15 protein-coding genes are annotated in these 15,865 nt (G+C 74.2%); 9 read left to right on the forward strand and 6 right to left on the reverse strand.

Translation table 11 applies throughout. From position 1 onward, the window contains the following. Positions 1 to 108 precede the first annotated feature (108 nt). The 3 genes from ACNJ93_RS12820 to ACNJ93_RS12830 are packed head-to-tail and all read right to left on the reverse strand — an operon-like array spanning position 109 to position 3,496. A complete protein-coding gene (locus tag ACNJ93_RS12820; RefSeq protein WP_418957527.1) occupies positions 109 to 990 on the reverse strand; it encodes an SDR family oxidoreductase in 882 nt (293 codons plus the stop codon). Continuing rightward, the gene (locus ACNJ93_RS12825; RefSeq protein WP_418957528.1) at positions 987 to 1,919 is read right to left on the reverse strand and encodes an alpha/beta fold hydrolase; all 933 of its coding nucleotides are present in this window, start codon (positions 1,917 to 1,919) and stop codon (positions 987 to 989) included. Before ACNJ93_RS12825 ends, ACNJ93_RS12820 begins: the two co-directional genes overlap by 4 nt. Further along, the gene (locus tag ACNJ93_RS12830; protein ID WP_418957529.1) at positions 1,916 to 3,496 is read right to left on the reverse strand and encodes a flavin-containing monooxygenase; all 1,581 of its coding nucleotides are present in this window, start codon (positions 3,494 to 3,496) and stop codon (positions 1,916 to 1,918) included. The genes ACNJ93_RS12825 and ACNJ93_RS12830 overlap by 4 nt, the downstream gene beginning before the upstream one ends. 294 nt (positions 3,497 to 3,790) lie before the next feature. Between ACNJ93_RS12830 and ACNJ93_RS12835 the strand changes: the two genes are divergently transcribed. The 5 genes from ACNJ93_RS12835 (at position 3,791) to ACNJ93_RS12855 (ending at position 8,391) form a co-directional block, all read left to right on the forward strand. Next, positions 3,791 to 4,429, forward strand: a complete 639-nt coding sequence (locus ACNJ93_RS12835; protein WP_418961385.1) for a MerR family transcriptional regulator — start codon at positions 3,791 to 3,793, stop codon at positions 4,427 to 4,429. 115 nt (positions 4,430 to 4,544) lie between these two features. Next, positions 4,545 to 5,168: a hypothetical protein gene (locus ACNJ93_RS12840; protein ID WP_418957530.1), complete on the forward strand. Its 624-nt coding sequence runs from the start codon at positions 4,545 to 4,547 to the stop codon at positions 5,166 to 5,168. Between the two features lie 3 nt (positions 5,169 to 5,171). Beyond that, positions 5,172 to 6,476: a peptidoglycan-binding protein gene (locus ACNJ93_RS12845; protein ID WP_418957531.1), complete on the forward strand. Its 1,305-nt coding sequence runs from the start codon at positions 5,172 to 5,174 to the stop codon at positions 6,474 to 6,476. Further along, a complete protein-coding gene (locus tag ACNJ93_RS12850) occupies positions 6,473 to 7,183 on the forward strand; it encodes an ABC transporter ATP-binding protein (protein WP_418957532.1) in 711 nt (236 codons plus the stop codon). Before ACNJ93_RS12845 ends, ACNJ93_RS12850 begins: the two co-directional genes overlap by 4 nt. Next, the gene (locus tag ACNJ93_RS12855) at positions 7,180 to 8,391 is read left to right on the forward strand and encodes an ABC transporter permease (protein ID WP_418957533.1); all 1,212 of its coding nucleotides are present in this window, start codon (positions 7,180 to 7,182) and stop codon (positions 8,389 to 8,391) included. The genes ACNJ93_RS12850 and ACNJ93_RS12855 overlap by 4 nt, the downstream gene beginning before the upstream one ends. Positions 8,392 to 8,491: 100 nt before the next feature. Here the strand turns inward: ACNJ93_RS12855 and ACNJ93_RS12860 are convergent, their stop codons facing one another. After that, positions 8,492 to 8,842: an SH3 domain-containing protein gene (locus tag ACNJ93_RS12860; protein WP_418957534.1), complete on the reverse strand. Its 351-nt coding sequence runs from the start codon at positions 8,840 to 8,842 to the stop codon at positions 8,492 to 8,494. Between the two features lie 348 nt (positions 8,843 to 9,190). On the opposite strand from ACNJ93_RS12860, the gene ACNJ93_RS12865 reads away from it, so the two are divergent. Beyond that, the gene (locus tag ACNJ93_RS12865; RefSeq protein ID WP_418957535.1) at positions 9,191 to 10,819 is read left to right on the forward strand and encodes a sensor histidine kinase; all 1,629 of its coding nucleotides are present in this window, start codon (positions 9,191 to 9,193) and stop codon (positions 10,817 to 10,819) included. Between the two features lie 69 nt (positions 10,820 to 10,888). Here ACNJ93_RS12865 and ACNJ93_RS12870 read toward each other — a convergent pair whose 3' ends face one another. Together ACNJ93_RS12870 and ACNJ93_RS12875 are read right to left on the reverse strand one after the other, a co-directional pair. Continuing rightward, a complete protein-coding gene (locus tag ACNJ93_RS12870) occupies positions 10,889 to 11,587 on the reverse strand; it encodes a response regulator transcription factor (RefSeq protein ID WP_418957536.1) in 699 nt (232 codons plus the stop codon). Positions 11,588 to 11,732: 145 nt separating this feature from the next. Beyond that, a complete protein-coding gene (locus ACNJ93_RS12875; protein WP_418957537.1) occupies positions 11,733 to 12,533 on the reverse strand; it encodes an exodeoxyribonuclease III in 801 nt (266 codons plus the stop codon). Between the two features lie 69 nt (positions 12,534 to 12,602). Here ACNJ93_RS12875 and ACNJ93_RS12880 point away from each other — a divergent pair, with 69 nt between their 5' ends. The 3 genes from ACNJ93_RS12880 to ACNJ93_RS12890 all read left to right on the forward strand — a co-directional run bounded on the left by ACNJ93_RS12880 (position 12,603) and on the right by ACNJ93_RS12890 (position 15,774). Further along, positions 12,603 to 13,082 (forward strand): GNAT family N-acetyltransferase, encoded by a 480-nt coding sequence (locus tag ACNJ93_RS12880; RefSeq protein WP_418957538.1) that lies wholly within the window; start codon positions 12,603 to 12,605, stop codon positions 13,080 to 13,082. Positions 13,083 to 13,282: 200 nt separating this feature from the next. Next, on the forward strand, positions 13,283 to 14,278 hold the full coding sequence (locus ACNJ93_RS12885; RefSeq protein ID WP_418957539.1) for a trypsin-like serine peptidase: 996 nt from the start codon (positions 13,283 to 13,285) through the stop codon (positions 14,276 to 14,278). Between the two features lie 20 nt (positions 14,279 to 14,298). Continuing rightward, complete coding sequence (locus ACNJ93_RS12890; protein WP_418957540.1) at positions 14,299 to 15,774, forward strand: hypothetical protein; 1,476 nt, start codon at positions 14,299 to 14,301, stop codon at positions 15,772 to 15,774. The last annotated feature ends 91 nt before the right edge of the window (positions 15,775 to 15,865 follow it).

Below are 15,865 nucleotides of genomic sequence, written 5' to 3' on the forward strand. Positions count from 1 at the left end.
GGTCCACTCCTCGTGGGGGGTTGAGAGAGGGAGGGGCGCTTCGCCCGCTCCGTCTCCACCACACTGACACGGCCCGCCACGCCGTGCATGTCGAGCGGACACGCAGCGTCACCGCCGGGCGGTGCGGGCCTGTTCGTCCGCCGCGCCGCCGGCGCCCACCAGGCCCCGGGAGACGCTGGAGAGCCGGGGCTCGAAGCGCCTCATCTCGCGCTGTCCGACCGCCGCGATGACGCCCGGCAGGTAGTGGCGGCTCGTCTGCATCCCACGCAGCCACCATTGGGCGTACACGTGCGCCGAGCGCCGCTCGATGCCGGCGACGATCCGGTCGACGGCCGGGCCGAGCGGGTAGGTGCGGTTGGACGGCCAGGGCAGCCGCTGCCGCAGCTCCTTCATCACGTCGTCCTGGTCCGCGCCGCGCACCATGTCGGTGTCGGTCCACGACAGGTAACCGACGCCGACCCTCACCCCCTTGTGGGCGACCTCGGCGCGCAGGCTGTGCGCGAAGGCCTCGACGCCCGACTTGGACGCGCAGTACGCGGTCATCATCGGCGCCGGGGTCATCGCGGCCAGCGAGGCGATCTGCAGGAAGTAGCCGCGGGACTCGACGAGCACCGGCAGGAAGGCGCGGCCGGTGACCGCGGAGCCGATCAGGTTGACCTCGATGACGCGCCGCCAGGCGACCGGGTCGGAGTCCATGAACGGGCCGCCCGCCGCGACGCCGGCGTTGGCCACGACGATGTCGACCTTGCCGAACCGCTCCTTGACCTCCCGCGCGACCTTCGCCATCGCCTCGTGGTCGGTGACGTCGGCGTGCCACCAGTCGGCCTCGGTGTGCAGCCGCCCGGCGACCTCCTTGAGCAGCTCCGGCTCCAGGCCGACCAGCGCGACCTTCGCGCCGCGCGCCGACAGCTTGCGGGCGAGGAGCTCGCCGACGCCGCGGGCCGCTCCGGTGACGACCGCCACCTGTCCTTCCAGGCTCACCCTGCTCATGCGTCCTCCTTCACACCCAGGCCGGTACCCAGGTACGTGCCGGTCAGTTCTCGGATCCGGGCGGTGACGGCCTCGGGGGCCTCCACCGGGGTCATGTGGCCCATGCCCGCCAGTTCGGTCAGGCCCGTGCACTGCGGCAGCGCGGCCGCGAGGCGGCGCGAGTGGACCGGCGGGGTGAGCCGGTCGGCGGTGCCGACGAGCACCGCGGCAGGCAGGCTCAACGCCCGCGCGTCCGCGTCGAGATCGAGCTCGGCGAGCACGTGCGACCAGCCGACCCGGGCCTTGCGCGGGCAGGCGTGCACGATGCGGGCGCAGGCGTCGACCCGGTCGGGCGCCGAGGCGGGGCCCATGGTGGCGTACTTGAGGATCTTCTTCGAGACCGGGGTGACCGGCCCCAGGGGCGCCCGCGCGCCGAGGATCGCGACGGTGAGCCGGGTGCGCAGGGCGCCCGCCCGCAGCGGGACGACGAGGGACTCGGCGGCCAGCTTCGACGGGCCCGTGGAGCACAGCAGCACCGCGGCGGCGTGCGCCAGGAAGCCGGGGCGTGCGGACGCGGCCATGATCGTCATGCCGCCCATGGAGTGACCGGCGACGACCGCCTTCTCGCCGGGCGCGAGGGCCGCGGCGAGCACGGCCTCCAGGTCGTCGGCGAGCGCCTGCGTCGAGTAGCCGGCGGCGCCGGCCGGGACCGGGCTGCGGCCGTGGCCGCGCTGGTCGTAGGCGATCACGCGGTGGTCGGCGGACAGCGCCCGTATCTGCTCGGACCAGAAGCCGATGGAGCAGGTCCAGCCGTGGGCCAGGACGACGGCGGGGGCGCCCTCGGGCCCGTACAGCTCGACGTGGATCCGGGAGCCGTCGGCGGAGACGGCGGTCAGCTCGCGGACCGGCTGCGGGCGGCGCACCGGGCCGCCGCCGGCGAGGCGGCTCATCGGGCGGCCTCGGCGGACCCGGCGGACCCGGCGGTCTCGGCGGCCTTCGCCCGGCGGGTGCCGGGCTTCGCGGCCTCGACGGGCTGCGCGGGCTTCGCGGTCTTCGCGGGGGCGCGCAGCACCTCGTACTCGGCGAGGTCGACGGTCCGCGTCTGGCGCCGGAACTCGCCGGTGGTGCCGGGCCACAGGGTGGTGTTGCGGCCGTTGGCGTCGAGGTACCAGCTGTCGCAGCCGCCGGACTTCCACACGGTCCGCTGCATCCGCGACTGGATCGTGCGGTTCCAGGCGCCGACGGCGGAGGGCCGGGCGGCGAGGGCCGCGCGGCCGCCGAGGACGTCCAGCTGGCGCAGGTAGTCGGCCATGTAGTTCAGCTGGGACTCGATCATGAGGATCATGGAGGAGTTCCCGAGGCCGGTGTTGGGCCCGATGATCGTCATGAAGTTGGGGAAGCCGGCGGCCGTCGCGCCGCGCAGCGCCTCGATGCCGTCCTTCCAGCTCTCGGCGAGCGTGATCCCGTCGGCGCCGACGACCCGCTGGGCGATCGGCATGTCCGTGACGTGGAAGCCGGTGCCGAAGACGATCGCGTCGACCTCGGTCTCGGTGCCGTCGGAGGCGACCAGCGTCGAGCCGCGGACCTCGCGCAGCCCGGCGGCGACGACGTCCACGTTGGACTGGGCGAGCGCCGGGTAGTACGTGTTGGACAGCAGGATCCGCTTGCAGCCGATGCGGTACGACGGGGTGAGCTTGGCCCGCAGCGCCGGGTCCTTGACGGCGCGGGCGATGTTGGCCTTGGCCAGGTTCTCCACGAGGCCCAGCTCGCCGGGGTGCTTGGTGAAGGCGCCGACCTGGAGTTCGCGGATGCCCCAGAGCAGGCCGCGGCGCAGGGTGCCGGTGACCGGCACGGTGCGGTGCAGCCAGCGCTCGAAGCCGGTGATGGCGCGGTCCATGCGCGGCATGACCCAGGCGGGGGTGCGCTGGAAGAGGGTGAGCCGGCCGACCTCGGGCTGAATGGCGGGCACGATCTGGATGGCGGAGGCACCGGTGCCGATCATGGCCACGCGCTTGCCGCGCAGGTCGTAGTCGTGGTCCCACCGCGCCGAGTGGAAGACCTTGCCGGGGAAGCCGTCGAGCCCCGGGATGTCCGGGATCTTGGGGTCGGACAGCGGGCCCGCCGCGGAGACGACCACGTCGGCGGTGAAGCGGCCGTCGTTCGTCTCGATGTCCCAGCGCAGCTCGTCCGCGTCCCAGGTCATGCCCAGCACCTCGCGGTTCAGCCGCAGGTGCGGCCGGATGCCGAAGGTGTCGGCAACGTGCTCCAGGTAGGCGCGGATGTGGCGCTGGCCGGAGAAGGTGCGCGGCCAGTCCGGGTTGGGCGCGAAGGAGAAGGAGTACAGGTGCGAGGGGACGTCGCAGGCGCAGCCGGGGTAGCTGTTGTCCCGCCAGGTGCCGCCGACGGAGTCGGCCCGTTCCAGGACGACGAAGTCGGTGATCCCCTCGCGGCGCAGCCGGACCGCGGCGCCCAGGCCGCCGAATCCGGAACCGATCACCGCCACTCGTACGTGCTCGTGCTTCGTCATGCCGCCGCCTTCCGCGCCACCGACCTCGACTCTGCCAGCAATCACTGGCACAGTCGGGAGAGTAGAGCACGCCCCTACCGAGCGGTAGGGGTCGGACCGAGGAAAGTTACCGGCGGTACGACATAGGCTGACGGGGTGACGGACAGGAACGGGGACCGAACGCACGTACGGGCGACGGGGTGGACGGCCGAGCGCCCGCCCGAGCGGGCCGAGCAGTCGGCCGAGCCGTCGCCGGGGCGGACGGCCGGGCGGACCGAGCGCACCGGCGAACCGCCGGCCGGCCGCGAGTACCGCATGGAGGAACTGGCCGCGGCGGCCGGCATCACCGTGCGCACCCTGCGCTTCTACCGGGAGCGCGGCCTGATCCGGCCGCCCCGCCGCGAGGGCCGGATCGCCTGGTACGACGACCACCACCTGGCCCGGCTCCGCACCATCGCCGCCCTCCTGGAGCGCGGCCACACCCTCAACGGCATCGCCGACCTCAACACCGCCTTCGAGAGCGGCCGGGACGTCAGCGAGGTCCTGGGCCTCGGCCTGCCCACCGAGGAGGAACCCGTCCGCCTCACCCCGCAGGAGCTGGCCGACCACTTCGCCGGCGAGGTCACCCCGGAGAACCTGACCACCGCCCTGGACCTCGGCTACATCGCCCCCGACGGCGACGACATCGTGCACATCAGCCGCCGGCTGCTCGACGTGTCCGCCGCCCTCGTCAGGGAGGGCGTCCCGCTCGCCGCCGTCCTGGAGGCGGGCCGCCGGGTCCGCGAGCACGCCGACGAAATGGCCGCCCTGTTCACGGAGTTGCTGCGCGCGCACGCCGACGAGGAGGACCTCCAGCGACTGCGCCCGCTGGCCAAGAGCGTCGTCGAGGCGGAGCTGTCGCTGGCCCTCGACCGGCGGCTGCGGGAGTCCGCGAGCGACCCCGACGGGTCCTGAGGCGAGCGCATGATCGCCTGACAGGTTCTTCAAGAGTTCTTCATCGTCTCCGTCCTACGGTCGGCCTGCCCACCGCGCCCGCGGCCGGGCCCGACAGGAGGAGCGGGGAGAACCGATGAGGACGAACCGGGTACTGCTGGCCGCGGCGGCGTCGGTCCTGGCGTTCGCGCTGACCGGCTGCGGCGGCGAGGACGGCGGGGCGAAGGTTCCGTCGGCGGGCGGGGACACCGCGAAGACGGCCGGGGCGACGGGCGGCGGGGACGGCGGCGGGCCGGCCGGCAAGGACGCCATCGCGGCGTACGTCGAGGGCAAGCGCGCGTGGGTGAAGTGCATGCGCGACAACGGGATCCAGCTCGACGACCCGAACGACAAGGGCCAGGTCGACCTCGGCGGCGGGGACGCCGTGCGCACCATGAAGAAGGACCCCAAGTTCGCCGCGGCGTCCAAGAAGTGCCAGTCGGTCGACCCACCCCTGCCCGAGGGGTACGAGGAGGCCGTCAACCCGCGGCCGAAGCTCACCCCGGAGCAGATCAAGGCCGCCCGCGACTACGCCGCCTGCATGCAGAAGAACGGCGCGCCCGACTTCCCCGACCCCGGTCCGGACGGCTACCAGAAGAACAACAACTCGGCCACGCCCGAGTGGGACCAGACCTCGGCCGGCGCGAAGAACGCGACCCGCGTCTGCGCGTCGATCAGCGGCAACGAGGTCCCGGACGACGCTCCCACGGCCCAGGGCTGACCCATGACGGAGACGGTGACGCGCATCGACGAGGCGCACGAGGCGGAGTCCGCACCGCCGCCGCGGCGCGGCCGGCGCGCGGTGTGGATCGCCTCGGCCGTGGTCGTCGTGGCGGCGGTCGCCGTGGTCGGCGCGCTCGGGCTCGGCGGCGGCGAGGACCCCGGTCCGAGCGCCCCGCCCCGGTCCGGTTCCTTGGTGTCCGTGACGCGCGCGACGCTGACCGAACGCACGACGGTGGAGGGCCAGTTGGGCTACGGCACGGAGCTGCCGCTGCCCGTCAAGGCACAGGGCACCGTGACCTGGCTGCCCGAGCAGGGCGCCACGGTCGCCCGGGGCGAGGAGCTGCTCCGGGTCGACGACCGGCCGGTCACCCTGCTGTACGGGGCGCTGCCGATGTACCGGTCCCTCGGGCTGCTCCCCGCCGAGGAGCCGCCGCGGGACGGCGTCCCGCCCGGCGGCCAGGGCGGCCGGGACGGCAAGGGCCCCGCCCCTTCCGGCTCACCGGCGCCGGGGGGCGCCGGAAGCGGAGGGGGCGGGGACACCGGCGGAAGCGGGGACGGCGGCGGAAGCGGGGGGCGCACCGGCCCGTCGCGGGCGCCGCGCGAGCTGCGGGGCATGGACGTCATGCAGTTCGAGACCAACCTCGCCGCCCTGGGCTACACCGGCTTCACCGTGGACGAGCGGTTCACCAGCGGCACGGCCGATGCCGTCAAGCGCTGGCAGAAGTCGCTCGGCGTGGAGCAGACCGGGACGGTCGGCGTGGGCGACGTCATCTACGCGTCGGGCGAGGTGCGGATCGGCCGGCCCGGCGCCCGGCTCGGCTCCGCGGTCGGGGAGGACACGCTGACGTACACCGGCACGGCCCGCAAGGTGGTCGTGGACGCCGCGGCCTCGGACGCCGGCTGGGCCGTCAGGGGCGCGCGCGTCACGGTGAAGCTGCCCGACGGCACCCCCGCGCGGGGCGAGGTGGCGGGCGTCGGCAGACAGGCCACCGCGCCCGAGGGCGGCGGCGGGGAGGGCGGCACGGGCCGGGCCCCCACGGTCCCGGTGACGATCGCCCTGAAGGACCAGAAAGCCGCAGGCCGTTGGGGGAGCGGACCGGTCTCCGTGGAGTACGTGGGCAAGGAGGTCACGGACGTGCTGACCGTCCCGGTCGCCGCGCTCGTCGCCCTCGCCGAGGGCGGCCACGGCCTGGAGACCGAGGACGGCCGCTTCGTCGCCGTCAGGACCGGGCTCTTCGCCGACGGCAAGGTGGAGGTCACCGGGCCGGCGGTCCGCGCGGGCATGAAGGTGAGGATCCCCGAGTGAGCGGCGGCACGACGGCGGTCGTGGAGTTCGACGCCGTCTCCAAGACGTACCCCGGCGGCGTGGCCGCGCTCCGGGACGTCAGCCTGCGCATCGAGCGCGGCGAACTGGTCGCGATCGTCGGCCCGTCCGGCTCGGGCAAGTCGAGCATGCTCAACCTCATGGGCAGCCTCGACCGCCCCACCGAGGGCCGGGTCCTGGTCGACGGCCACGACGTGGCGAACCTGTCCGACCGGGAGGTGTCCGCCCTGCGGGCCACCCGGATCGGCTTCGTCTTCCAGCAGTTCCACCTCGCCGTGGGCGTTCCCGTCCTCGACTCGGTGGCGGACGGCCTGCTCTACGCGGGAGTCCCGCTGCGCCGCCGTCGCGCCCGGGCGGCGGACGCGCTGGAGCGCGTGGGACTCAGCCACCGCGTCCGCCATCTGCCGCACCAGCTCTCCGGCGGCGAGCGCCAGCGGGTCGCGGTGGCCCGCGCCGTGGTGGGCGAACCGTCGGTGCTCCTGGCGGACGAGCCGACCGGCAACCTCGACTCCGCGTCGGGAGCCGCCGTACTGAACCTCCTGCGCGACCTGCACGCCGCCGGGACGACGGTCGTGATCATCACGCACGACCGGGAGATCGCGGCCGAACTGCCCCGGCGCATCGAGCTGCGCGACGGCCGTCTGGTCGCCGACACCACCCGGAACTCGACGATCGGGGCGCCCCGGTGACGGACCGCACCACCACCGGAACGGGGCTGCGGGCCGCCCGGCTCGGCCCCGCGGACGTCGTACGGCTCGGCGGCACGGGCCTGCGGACCCGCCCGCTCCGCGTCTTCCTCTCGGCCCTCGGCATCGCCATCGGCGTCGCCGCCATGATCGCCGTCGTCGGCATCTCCGGCTCCGGGCAGGCGGAGGTGGACCGGCGGCTCGACGCCCTCGGCACCAACCTGCTGCGGGTCGCCCCGGGCCGGACCGCCGGCGGCGCCAAGGCCAGCCTGCCGGTGGAGTCGGTGGCGATGATCCGGCGCGTCCCCCCCGTCCAGCAGGCCGCCGCCACCGGCGCCGTCGAGGCCCACGTCTACCGCAACGAGCGCATCGCCGTCGGCCGCACGGGCTCGCTCGCCGTCCTCGCGGCGGGCTCCGACCTGCTGCCCGCCGTCGGCGGGCACGTCCGCGCGGGCCGCTGGCTGGACACGACGACGGAGAAGTACCCGACCGTCGTGCTGGGCGCCACCGCCGCCCAGCGGCTCGACGTGTACACCCCGGGCACCCGGCTCTGGATCGGCGGCCGGTGGTTCTCCCTGATCGGCGTCCTCGACCCGGTGCCGCTCGCGCCGGAGCTCGACAGCGCGGCGCTGGTCGGCTGGCCGGCCGCCCGGTCCCAGCTGCGCTTCGACGGCCATCCGTCGACGGTGTACGTCCGGGCCGCGGACAGTCAGGTCACCTCGGTGCAGGCCGTGCTGGCCGCCACCGCCCACCCCGAGAAGCCGGGCGAGGTGGCGGTCTCCCGGCCCTCCGACGCGCTCGCGGCCCGCGAGGCGACGGAGTCGGCGCTCACCGGCCTGCTCCTCGGCCTCGGCGGCGTGGCGCTGCTCGTCGGCGGGGTCGGCGTCGGCAACACCATGGTCATCTCCGTCCTGGAACGCCGGTCCGAGATCGGTCTGCGTCGCGCCCTGGGCGCGACGCGGGGCCAGATCCGCACCCAGTTCGTGACGGAGTCCCTGCTGCTGTCACTGATAGGCGGCCTCGGTGGCACCGCGCTCGGCACGCTGATCACGGCGGGCTACGCCGTCAGCCGCGACTGGCCGACGGTCGTCCCGGTCTGGGCGAGCGCGGCCGGCGTGGGCTCGACGCTGCTCATCGGCATGCTCGCCGGGCTCTACCCGGCGGTCCGGGCGAGCAGGCTGTCGCCGACGGAGGCGCTGTCCGGCACATGAGCCCGCCCGACGCCGCCGTACGCACGGGGAAGGGGCGGCCCCCGACGAGGCCGCCCCCAGGTGCTTCAGCCGCGAGCCGCTCGGGGCCCGCGACGAGGCGTCAGCACGGGGTGAGGCTGCCGCCGTTGCTCAGCAGGTCGTCACGGACCCAGCCGTACACGTTGTCGCTCACGTTGTGCAGGTAGGTCCAGGTGTTGCCGTCGTTGCCCACGGTGTAGCAGTGGTAGTCCAGCCGGTCGTTGCTGTACGCGATGCCCTTGCTCACACAGCTGGTGCTGGAACCGCTGCGCTCGTTGGCGCCGTTGGCCCAGTAGCCCCACGCCGAGCCGTCCTTGTCGGCGGCGCCGGTGCCGCAGGCGGCGTGCGCGGCGGCCGGGGTGGCGGTGACCACCGGAATGGCCAGGGCGGCCATCGCGACGGCGGGAAGAATTGCTGCGAGTCGACGCTTCATTCGTAAACCCCCACTGATGTCGTTTCGTCAGCGCTGCGCCCGGAAATCCGAGGAAGACCGGGTGAATGCAGCGACCCTCACGCCGAGTCCGGCGGAAGGACATTCATGACCCTCACCCACCGCCGCCGTCGAAGAAATCATTCCGCGTGGGACTGACCGCTTTCCGTTCCCGGGCGTCCTGAATTCTTTCGCGCGACAATGCGCCATCCGCGGGCGGAATGGCCGGCCCCGCCCGCCTGCCGCGGAAGGACCCGGAAGTCCGCCGGCCGGCCCGTAGGTTGGGTGCCCCGACACCGAAGGAGTCCCGTTGAGCGCACACGTCCCGTCACCCGGCCCGGGTGGGAACCGATGAGCTTCCGGGTGCGCGTCCTCGGCCTGCTGATGCTGGTCGCCCTGACCGCCACGGCCGCCACCGCCTGGCTGACCCTGCGCCAGGCCGACCGCCAGGTCCGCGAGGCCGTGGCGGCCGGCCAGGAGGACGTCTCCCGGATCACGGGGGAGCTGCGCGCGTACGGCTTCGGGCACGGCACCTGGGACGGGTTCGCGCCCGCGGTCGAGGCCCTGTCGCGGGACACCGGGCAGCGCATCCGCGTCGCCACGGAGACCGGCGCGCCGCTCGCCGACTCCGACTCCCTCACCGGACGCGCGCCGCGCCCGCTGGGCAGCCAGCCCCCGATCCTCGTCGACCCGCGCCCCGACCTGACGTTCCCCGAGGGGCTGGTGCCGGGCGCCGCCCGGAAGCTGACCGTGACCGCGATCTCCCGCTACCGGGCGGCCATGACCGACGCGGCCTGCCTGACCAGGGCCGGAGCGACGGTGACGGTCCGCACCGACCGCCTCGGCATGCCTGGGGTGGACACCCCCGACCGGCCCGCGCACTGCCGGGAACCGCGGGCCGCCGACGCCCGGCAGTTCCGGAGCGACGACGCGGCCGCCCGGGTCTGCGACACCGTGCAGCCCTTCGGCCCCTGCCTGCAGCGCGTCTTCGACGAGCGCACCGCCGCCGTCGCCCCGCCCCGGCTCCAGGTACGGCTCGGCTACCAGGACGAGTCCCCGCCCGCCCTCGCCGCCGGGCCGACCGTCGCCGTCGCGGTCGGGGTCGCGCTCGCCGCGATCCTCGGGGCGCTGCTGCTGAGCCGGGCGGTGCTGCAGCCCGTACGGGCCATGACGCACGCCGCCCAGGCGCTCGGCGAGGGCGACCTGGAGCGGCGGGTGCCGGTCTCGGGACGCGACGAGATCGCCCGGCTGGGGCGGGCGTTCAACCGCATGGCCGACTCCCTGCAGGCCGGCGAGGAACGCCAGCGCCGGCTCACCGGCGACATCGCGCACGAGCTGCGCACCCCGCTCGCCAACCTGCGCGGCTACCTGGAGGCGCTGCGCGACGGCGTGGTCGACCCGACGCCCGAACTGCTGGACTCCCTCCACGAGGAGGCGCTGCTCCAGCAGCGCATCGTGGACGACCTCCAGGACCTCGCGCTCGCCGAGGCGGGCGCCCTCACGTACCACCGCGGCGAACTGGACCTGCGCGAGCTGCTGGAGGCCGCCGGCACCGCGCACCGCCCGCAGGCCGAGGCCGCCGGGGTGACGCTGGAGGTCCGGGCCCCGTACCCGGTGTACGTGACGGGCGACGCCGACCGGCTCCGCCAGGCCGTCGGCAACCTGGTCGGCAACGCCCTGCGGGCCACCGCGCCAGGCAGCCGGGTGACGCTGTCCCTGGCACCGCGCGGCGAACTGGCCGTCGTCGAGGTGCGGGACACGGGCAAGGGCATCCCGGCCGAGCACCTGCCGCACCTGTTCGACCGCTTCTGGCGGGCGGACGCGTCACGGGGCCGGGCGACCGGGGGCAGCGGTCTGGGCCTGTCCATCGCGCGTCAGATCGTGACCGACCACCAGGGCACGATCGACGTGGCCAGCACGGTCGGGGTGGGCACGACGTTCACGATCGTGCTGGGCACGCGGCCGGTCCCGGCGGTCTGACGCAAAGGCCCCCGGTCTGACGCAAAAGCCCCTCCGGGCCGGCGCGCCCCTGGGGGCCGGGGCCCGTGCTCAGCCCCCGTCCGCGAGCCGGTAGCCCCGCCCGTACACGGTCTCCAGGAGGCGGGGGCTGCCCGGCGGGGCCTCCAGCTTCCGCCGCAGGTTCATCACGTGCGCGTCGACGGTCCGTTCCAGGACGTCCCGGTCGAAGCCGAAGACCCGCTCGATGATCTGCGCCCGGGTGAAGACCCGTCCCGGCTCGCGGGCGAGCGCCTCCAGGATGGAGAACTCCTTCGAGGTCAGCGCCACGGGCGTGCCCGAGACCCGGACCTCGAACCGCGCGGTGTCCAGCTCGACGTGGCCGACGCGCAGCACGGTCTCCCCGGCCGGCGCGGACTTCCGGGCGCGGCGCAGCAGGGCCCGGACGCGGGCGGTCAGTTCACGCGGGCTGTAGGGCTTGGTGAGGTAGTCGTCCGCGCCGAGGTCGAGGCCGAGGAGCATGTCCTCCTCGGTGGTCCGGGCGGTCAGGAGCAGGATCGGCATGTCCTCGGTCGCGGGCTCGGTCCGCAGGATGCGGCAGACGTCGAGCCCGTCGACGTACGGCAGCATCACGTCGAGGACGAGGAGGTCGGGACGGGTGGCGCGGGCCTTTTCCAGTGCGGCGCGGCCGTCGGCCACGACCTGCACGGCGTTTCCCTCCCGTTCCAGATAGATCCGGACCAGCCGCGACTGCTTTTCGTCGTCCTCGGCGACCAGAATCCGAGCGCTCACCGCAACTCCCCCCGCGAGATCCTGCGCAATTCCAGCACCGTATTACAGAATCGGCCGGGAATTCCCGCCGGACTCCGGCCGCCCGGCCGAAAACGTTCCCTTGTCCGGCCGGGGTGCGCCGTGTCCGGGGCCGGGCGCCGCCGGCTCAGCCGAGCTCGTAGACCGCCGTGACCGGCGCGTGGTCGCTCCAGCGCTCGCCGTGCGTCGCGGCGCGCTCGACCCACGCCTTGACGGCGCGCTGCGCGAGGCCGGGGGTGGCGACCTGGTAGTCGATGCGCCAGCCGGTGTCGTTGTCGAAGGCCCGGCCGCGGTACGACCACCAGCTGTACGGGCCCTCCTGGTCGGGGTGGAGGGCGCGGACCACGTCCACGTAGCCGGCCTCGTCGAAGACGCGGCTCAGCCAGGCACGCTCCTCGGGCAGGAAGCCGGAGCTCTTGCGGTTGGCCCGCCAGTTCTTGAGGTCGGCCTCCTGGTGGGCGATGTTCCAGTCGCCGCAGATCACGACCTCGCGGCCGTCGGCGGCCGCCCGCTCCTTCAGGTCCTTCAGGTACGGCAGGAAGGCGTCCATGAAGCGGATCTTCTCGTCCTGCCGCTCGGTGCCGACCTCGCCGGAGGGCAGGTAGAGGCTGGCGACGGTGACGCCGGGCAGGTCCGCCTCGATGTACCGGCCGGAGGCGTCGAACTCGGCGCAGCCGAAGCCGGTCCGCACCGCGTCCGGCTCGCGCCGGGTGTAGAGGGACACGCCCGCGCGGCCCTTGGCGGCGGCCGGGGCGTGCACGGTGAACCAGCCCTCGGGGGCCCGGACCTCCGCGGGCAGCTGCGCCTCCTCCGCCCGCACCTCCTGCAGGCAGATCACGTCGGCGGCCGTCCCGGCCAGCCACTCGGTGAAGCCCTTCTTGGCGGCGGCCCGAAGTCCGTTGACATTCGCGGTCGTGACAGTGAGCATCCGGGGAGAATAGCCGCATCCGTCCGCCGTCCACGAAACGACGGTCCGCATAGATGTACGATCTCTAGCATGCATATACAGTCCCTGCGGTACGACCACCCCGACGCCATGAAGCTCGACCAGGACGTCCAGGCGGAGTACGTCGAGCGCTACGGCGACGAGGGCGACGCCACGCCCATGGACGCCGAGCAGTTCGTCCCGCCGCGGGGCGTCTACCTGCTGGCGTACGACGAGGCCGGCCGCCCGGTGGCCAGCGGCGGCTGGCGCCGGCAGGACGCGAACCCGGAGGGGTACGAGGACGGGGACGCCGAGATCAAGCGCATGTACGTGGTCCCGGACGCCCGCGGCCAGGGCCTGGCCCGGCGCATCCTCGCCGCCCTGGAGGCCGACGCGCGGGCGGCCGGCCGGACGCGGATGGTCCTGGAGACCGGCGCGATGCAGCCCGAGGCCATGGCCCTGTACGAGTCGAGCGGCTACGCGCCCTGCGCCAAGTTCGGCTACTACCGCCACTCCCCGCTCAGCCGCTGCTACGCCAAGCCGCTGGCCTGAAACGCACGGCTCCAGCCCCTGGCGGGACGCCCCGCGGACCACACCGGCCTACCCGGCCGCAGCACCGGCCGGCACGGCCGTCCCGGACGAATGACCTGACGCGCTCCTGACAAACACCCGTCGCTCTGGCACGCTTCCCTCACGCAACGCCGATCCGCACCGTTCTCAGCCCCCACCTGCCCCGGCAGAAGGAGACATGCGTGAGAAGCCATCGCACCGCCACCGCCACCCTGCTCGCCGTCGGCGCCCTGCTCGCGGGCGGCCTGACCACCGCCACCGCCCAGGCCGCCGCGACCGAATCCGCCCCGGCCGCCGCCGTACGCCAGGTCGCCACGGCCGACCAGCAGCGCGCCGCGGCCTTCTGGACCGCCGACCGGATGCGGTCGGCCACCCCGCTCGACCTCACGGCCGACGCCGTGAAGGGCCCGCTGAAGAAGGTCGCCCGCTCCGACCGGGCCACCACCGTCGCCCCGACCGCCGCCACCGCGGCCTCCGGCTCCGTCGGCGCCCTCGCCTTCCCGCAGGCCGGCGGCGCGTGGACCGGCGGCGGCGCGGTCGTGAAGACCTCCGGCCGGGTCTTCTTCACCTTCCAGGGCCGCACCGCCTCCTGCTCCGGCAACGCGGTGACCAGCCAGAACGCCAGCACAGTCATCACCGCCGGGCACTGCGTGAAGTACCAGGGCGCCTGGCACACCAACTGGGTCTTCGTCCCCGCTTACAACAACGGCAGCGCCCCCTACGGCCAGTGGACGGCCACCAAGACGCTGACCACCCCGCAGTGGGAGGCGAGCGAGGACATCAACTACGACGTCGGCGCGGCCGTCGTCGCGCCGCTCAACGGCCAGAAGCTCACCGCCGTCACCGGCGCGCAGGGCATCCAGTTCAACGGCGGCTACAACAAGGCGATGTACGCCTTCGGCTTCCCGGCCGCCTCCCCGTACGACGGCAGCAAGCTGATCTACTGCTCGGGGAGCTCCTCCAAGGACTTCCTCTTCTCGCAGGACCACAGCCTCGGCTGCAACATGACCGGCGGCTCCAGCGGCGGCCCCTGGTTCACCGGCTTCAGCGAGTCGGCCGGCACGGGCCTGCAGGTCTCGGTGAACAGCTTCGGCTACACCTTCCTGCCGAACCGCATGTTCGGCCCGTACTTCGGCAACGACGCGAAGGCCCTGTACGACAAGGCCCAGATCGCCTGAGTCTGCGGCATACTCACCCGATGCCGAGATGGGGAATCGAATCGCTGCACCGGGCGGGTACCCGCTACTTCCACGAGATAGAGAGCCGGCTCACCGGGGTCTCCGGCCCCGGTGTGCCGGCCGACAACGAGGCCGGAGTGATCGGCTGGGGCACGTCCTGGCGCATGCAGGGCTACCTGATGATGGCCGAGCGCACCGGCCGGCCCGCCTACGTCGAGCGGCTCGCCGAGCTGATCGACCAGGTCCTGGACGCCCGTGACGACGTGCGCGGGGTCCGGGACCACCGGGGCCGCAGCCGCGGAGTGTGGAGCACGGCGGGGAAGTTCACGGCCGCGACCGCGGTGATCCCCGACACCGACGGCCGCCCGGCCGTCGAGGTGACCGTCTGCCCGCCGAGCGCGCACCTCGCCCGGTTCACCGTGGAGGCGTACGAGGACGGCCGCTTCGGTCTCCGCCTGCCCGAGGTCCCGCGCCGCAAGGCGTGGGCGAGCGGCCCGCTGAGCCTGGACCCGGCGGACGAACGGCGCGCGGACCGGGTGCTGTACGCGGCGTACACGCAGAAGGACGCGGTGACGGCCCGTCTGCTGCCCGCCGAGGGATCCTCGGCGGCGGCCGGCCGCCGGGTGCGCCCCGGCGTGTACGCGGCGCGTCCGGCGCTGGTGCCGCTGGCGGCGCAGACCGGCATGATCGTCCACCCGCTGGCGGGCCTGGCCCGGCTGGCCCGGGAGCGCCCCGACGTCGTCCCCGACTCCGTGCACGCCCGGATCGACGGCTATCTGGACGCGACGGTCCGCGCGGTCGAGGCCCACGACGAGCAGTGGGTCACCACCGGCGACGGCCGCGGCTCCTACCGCTGGCTGCCCGACGAGCCGGTCTCCTTCGCGGGCGCGGAGCTGCCGACCAACGAGTTCCTGGCGATGGGCCGGGCCCTCGTCCAGCTCGCCGTGGTCACCAAGGAGACCGTGTACGCCGAGCGGGCCGAGGCCATGGCCCGCTCGCTGAAGGGCGACCTGACCGTCACGGACGGCGTGGCCAGCTGGCCGTACTGGCCGAGCTTCGGCCACGTGTACCGGGGCTGGTCGGCCACCGGCGCGCCGGAGACCGACGTCTCGCTGCTGCGCCCCTCCTACGCCCCGGTCACCGTCCCCGAGGACGTCACGCACGCCCTGATCGACCTGGACTTCCTCTGCCTCTACCGGGCGACCGCGGAGCTGCCGCCGGTGTTCACCGACGCCGAGATGCGGGCCGTGGCCGCCACGTTCACCCACAACGCGCTGCACCGGCGCGGGCGGCGGCCCCGGCTGCGGCACGACGTCGGCGGCGCGGGCCGGCCGGGCACGGACCGCGAGCAGGCGCACGTGGCGGCCTGGCTGCCGCTGCGGCAGTGGTCCCCGGCGATACTCCGCCAGGTCCGCCGCGTCCAGCCCACCCTGCCGCCGGCCCCGCTGATGGGCGTCGACACGTACTGCGGCGCGCTGCTGGCGCGTTGGGGCTGAGCCGGGACGCCGGGCGCCGCGTGCGCCCGGCTCGGCCGAACCCGTCGGGCGCACAAAAGGTCGGACGCACAAAAGAAAGATCCCGCCCGAT

Source organism: Streptomyces tritici, assembly GCF_048500665.1.
Taxonomy (GTDB): Bacteria; Actinomycetota; Actinomycetes; order Streptomycetales; family Streptomycetaceae; genus Streptomyces; species Streptomyces tritici.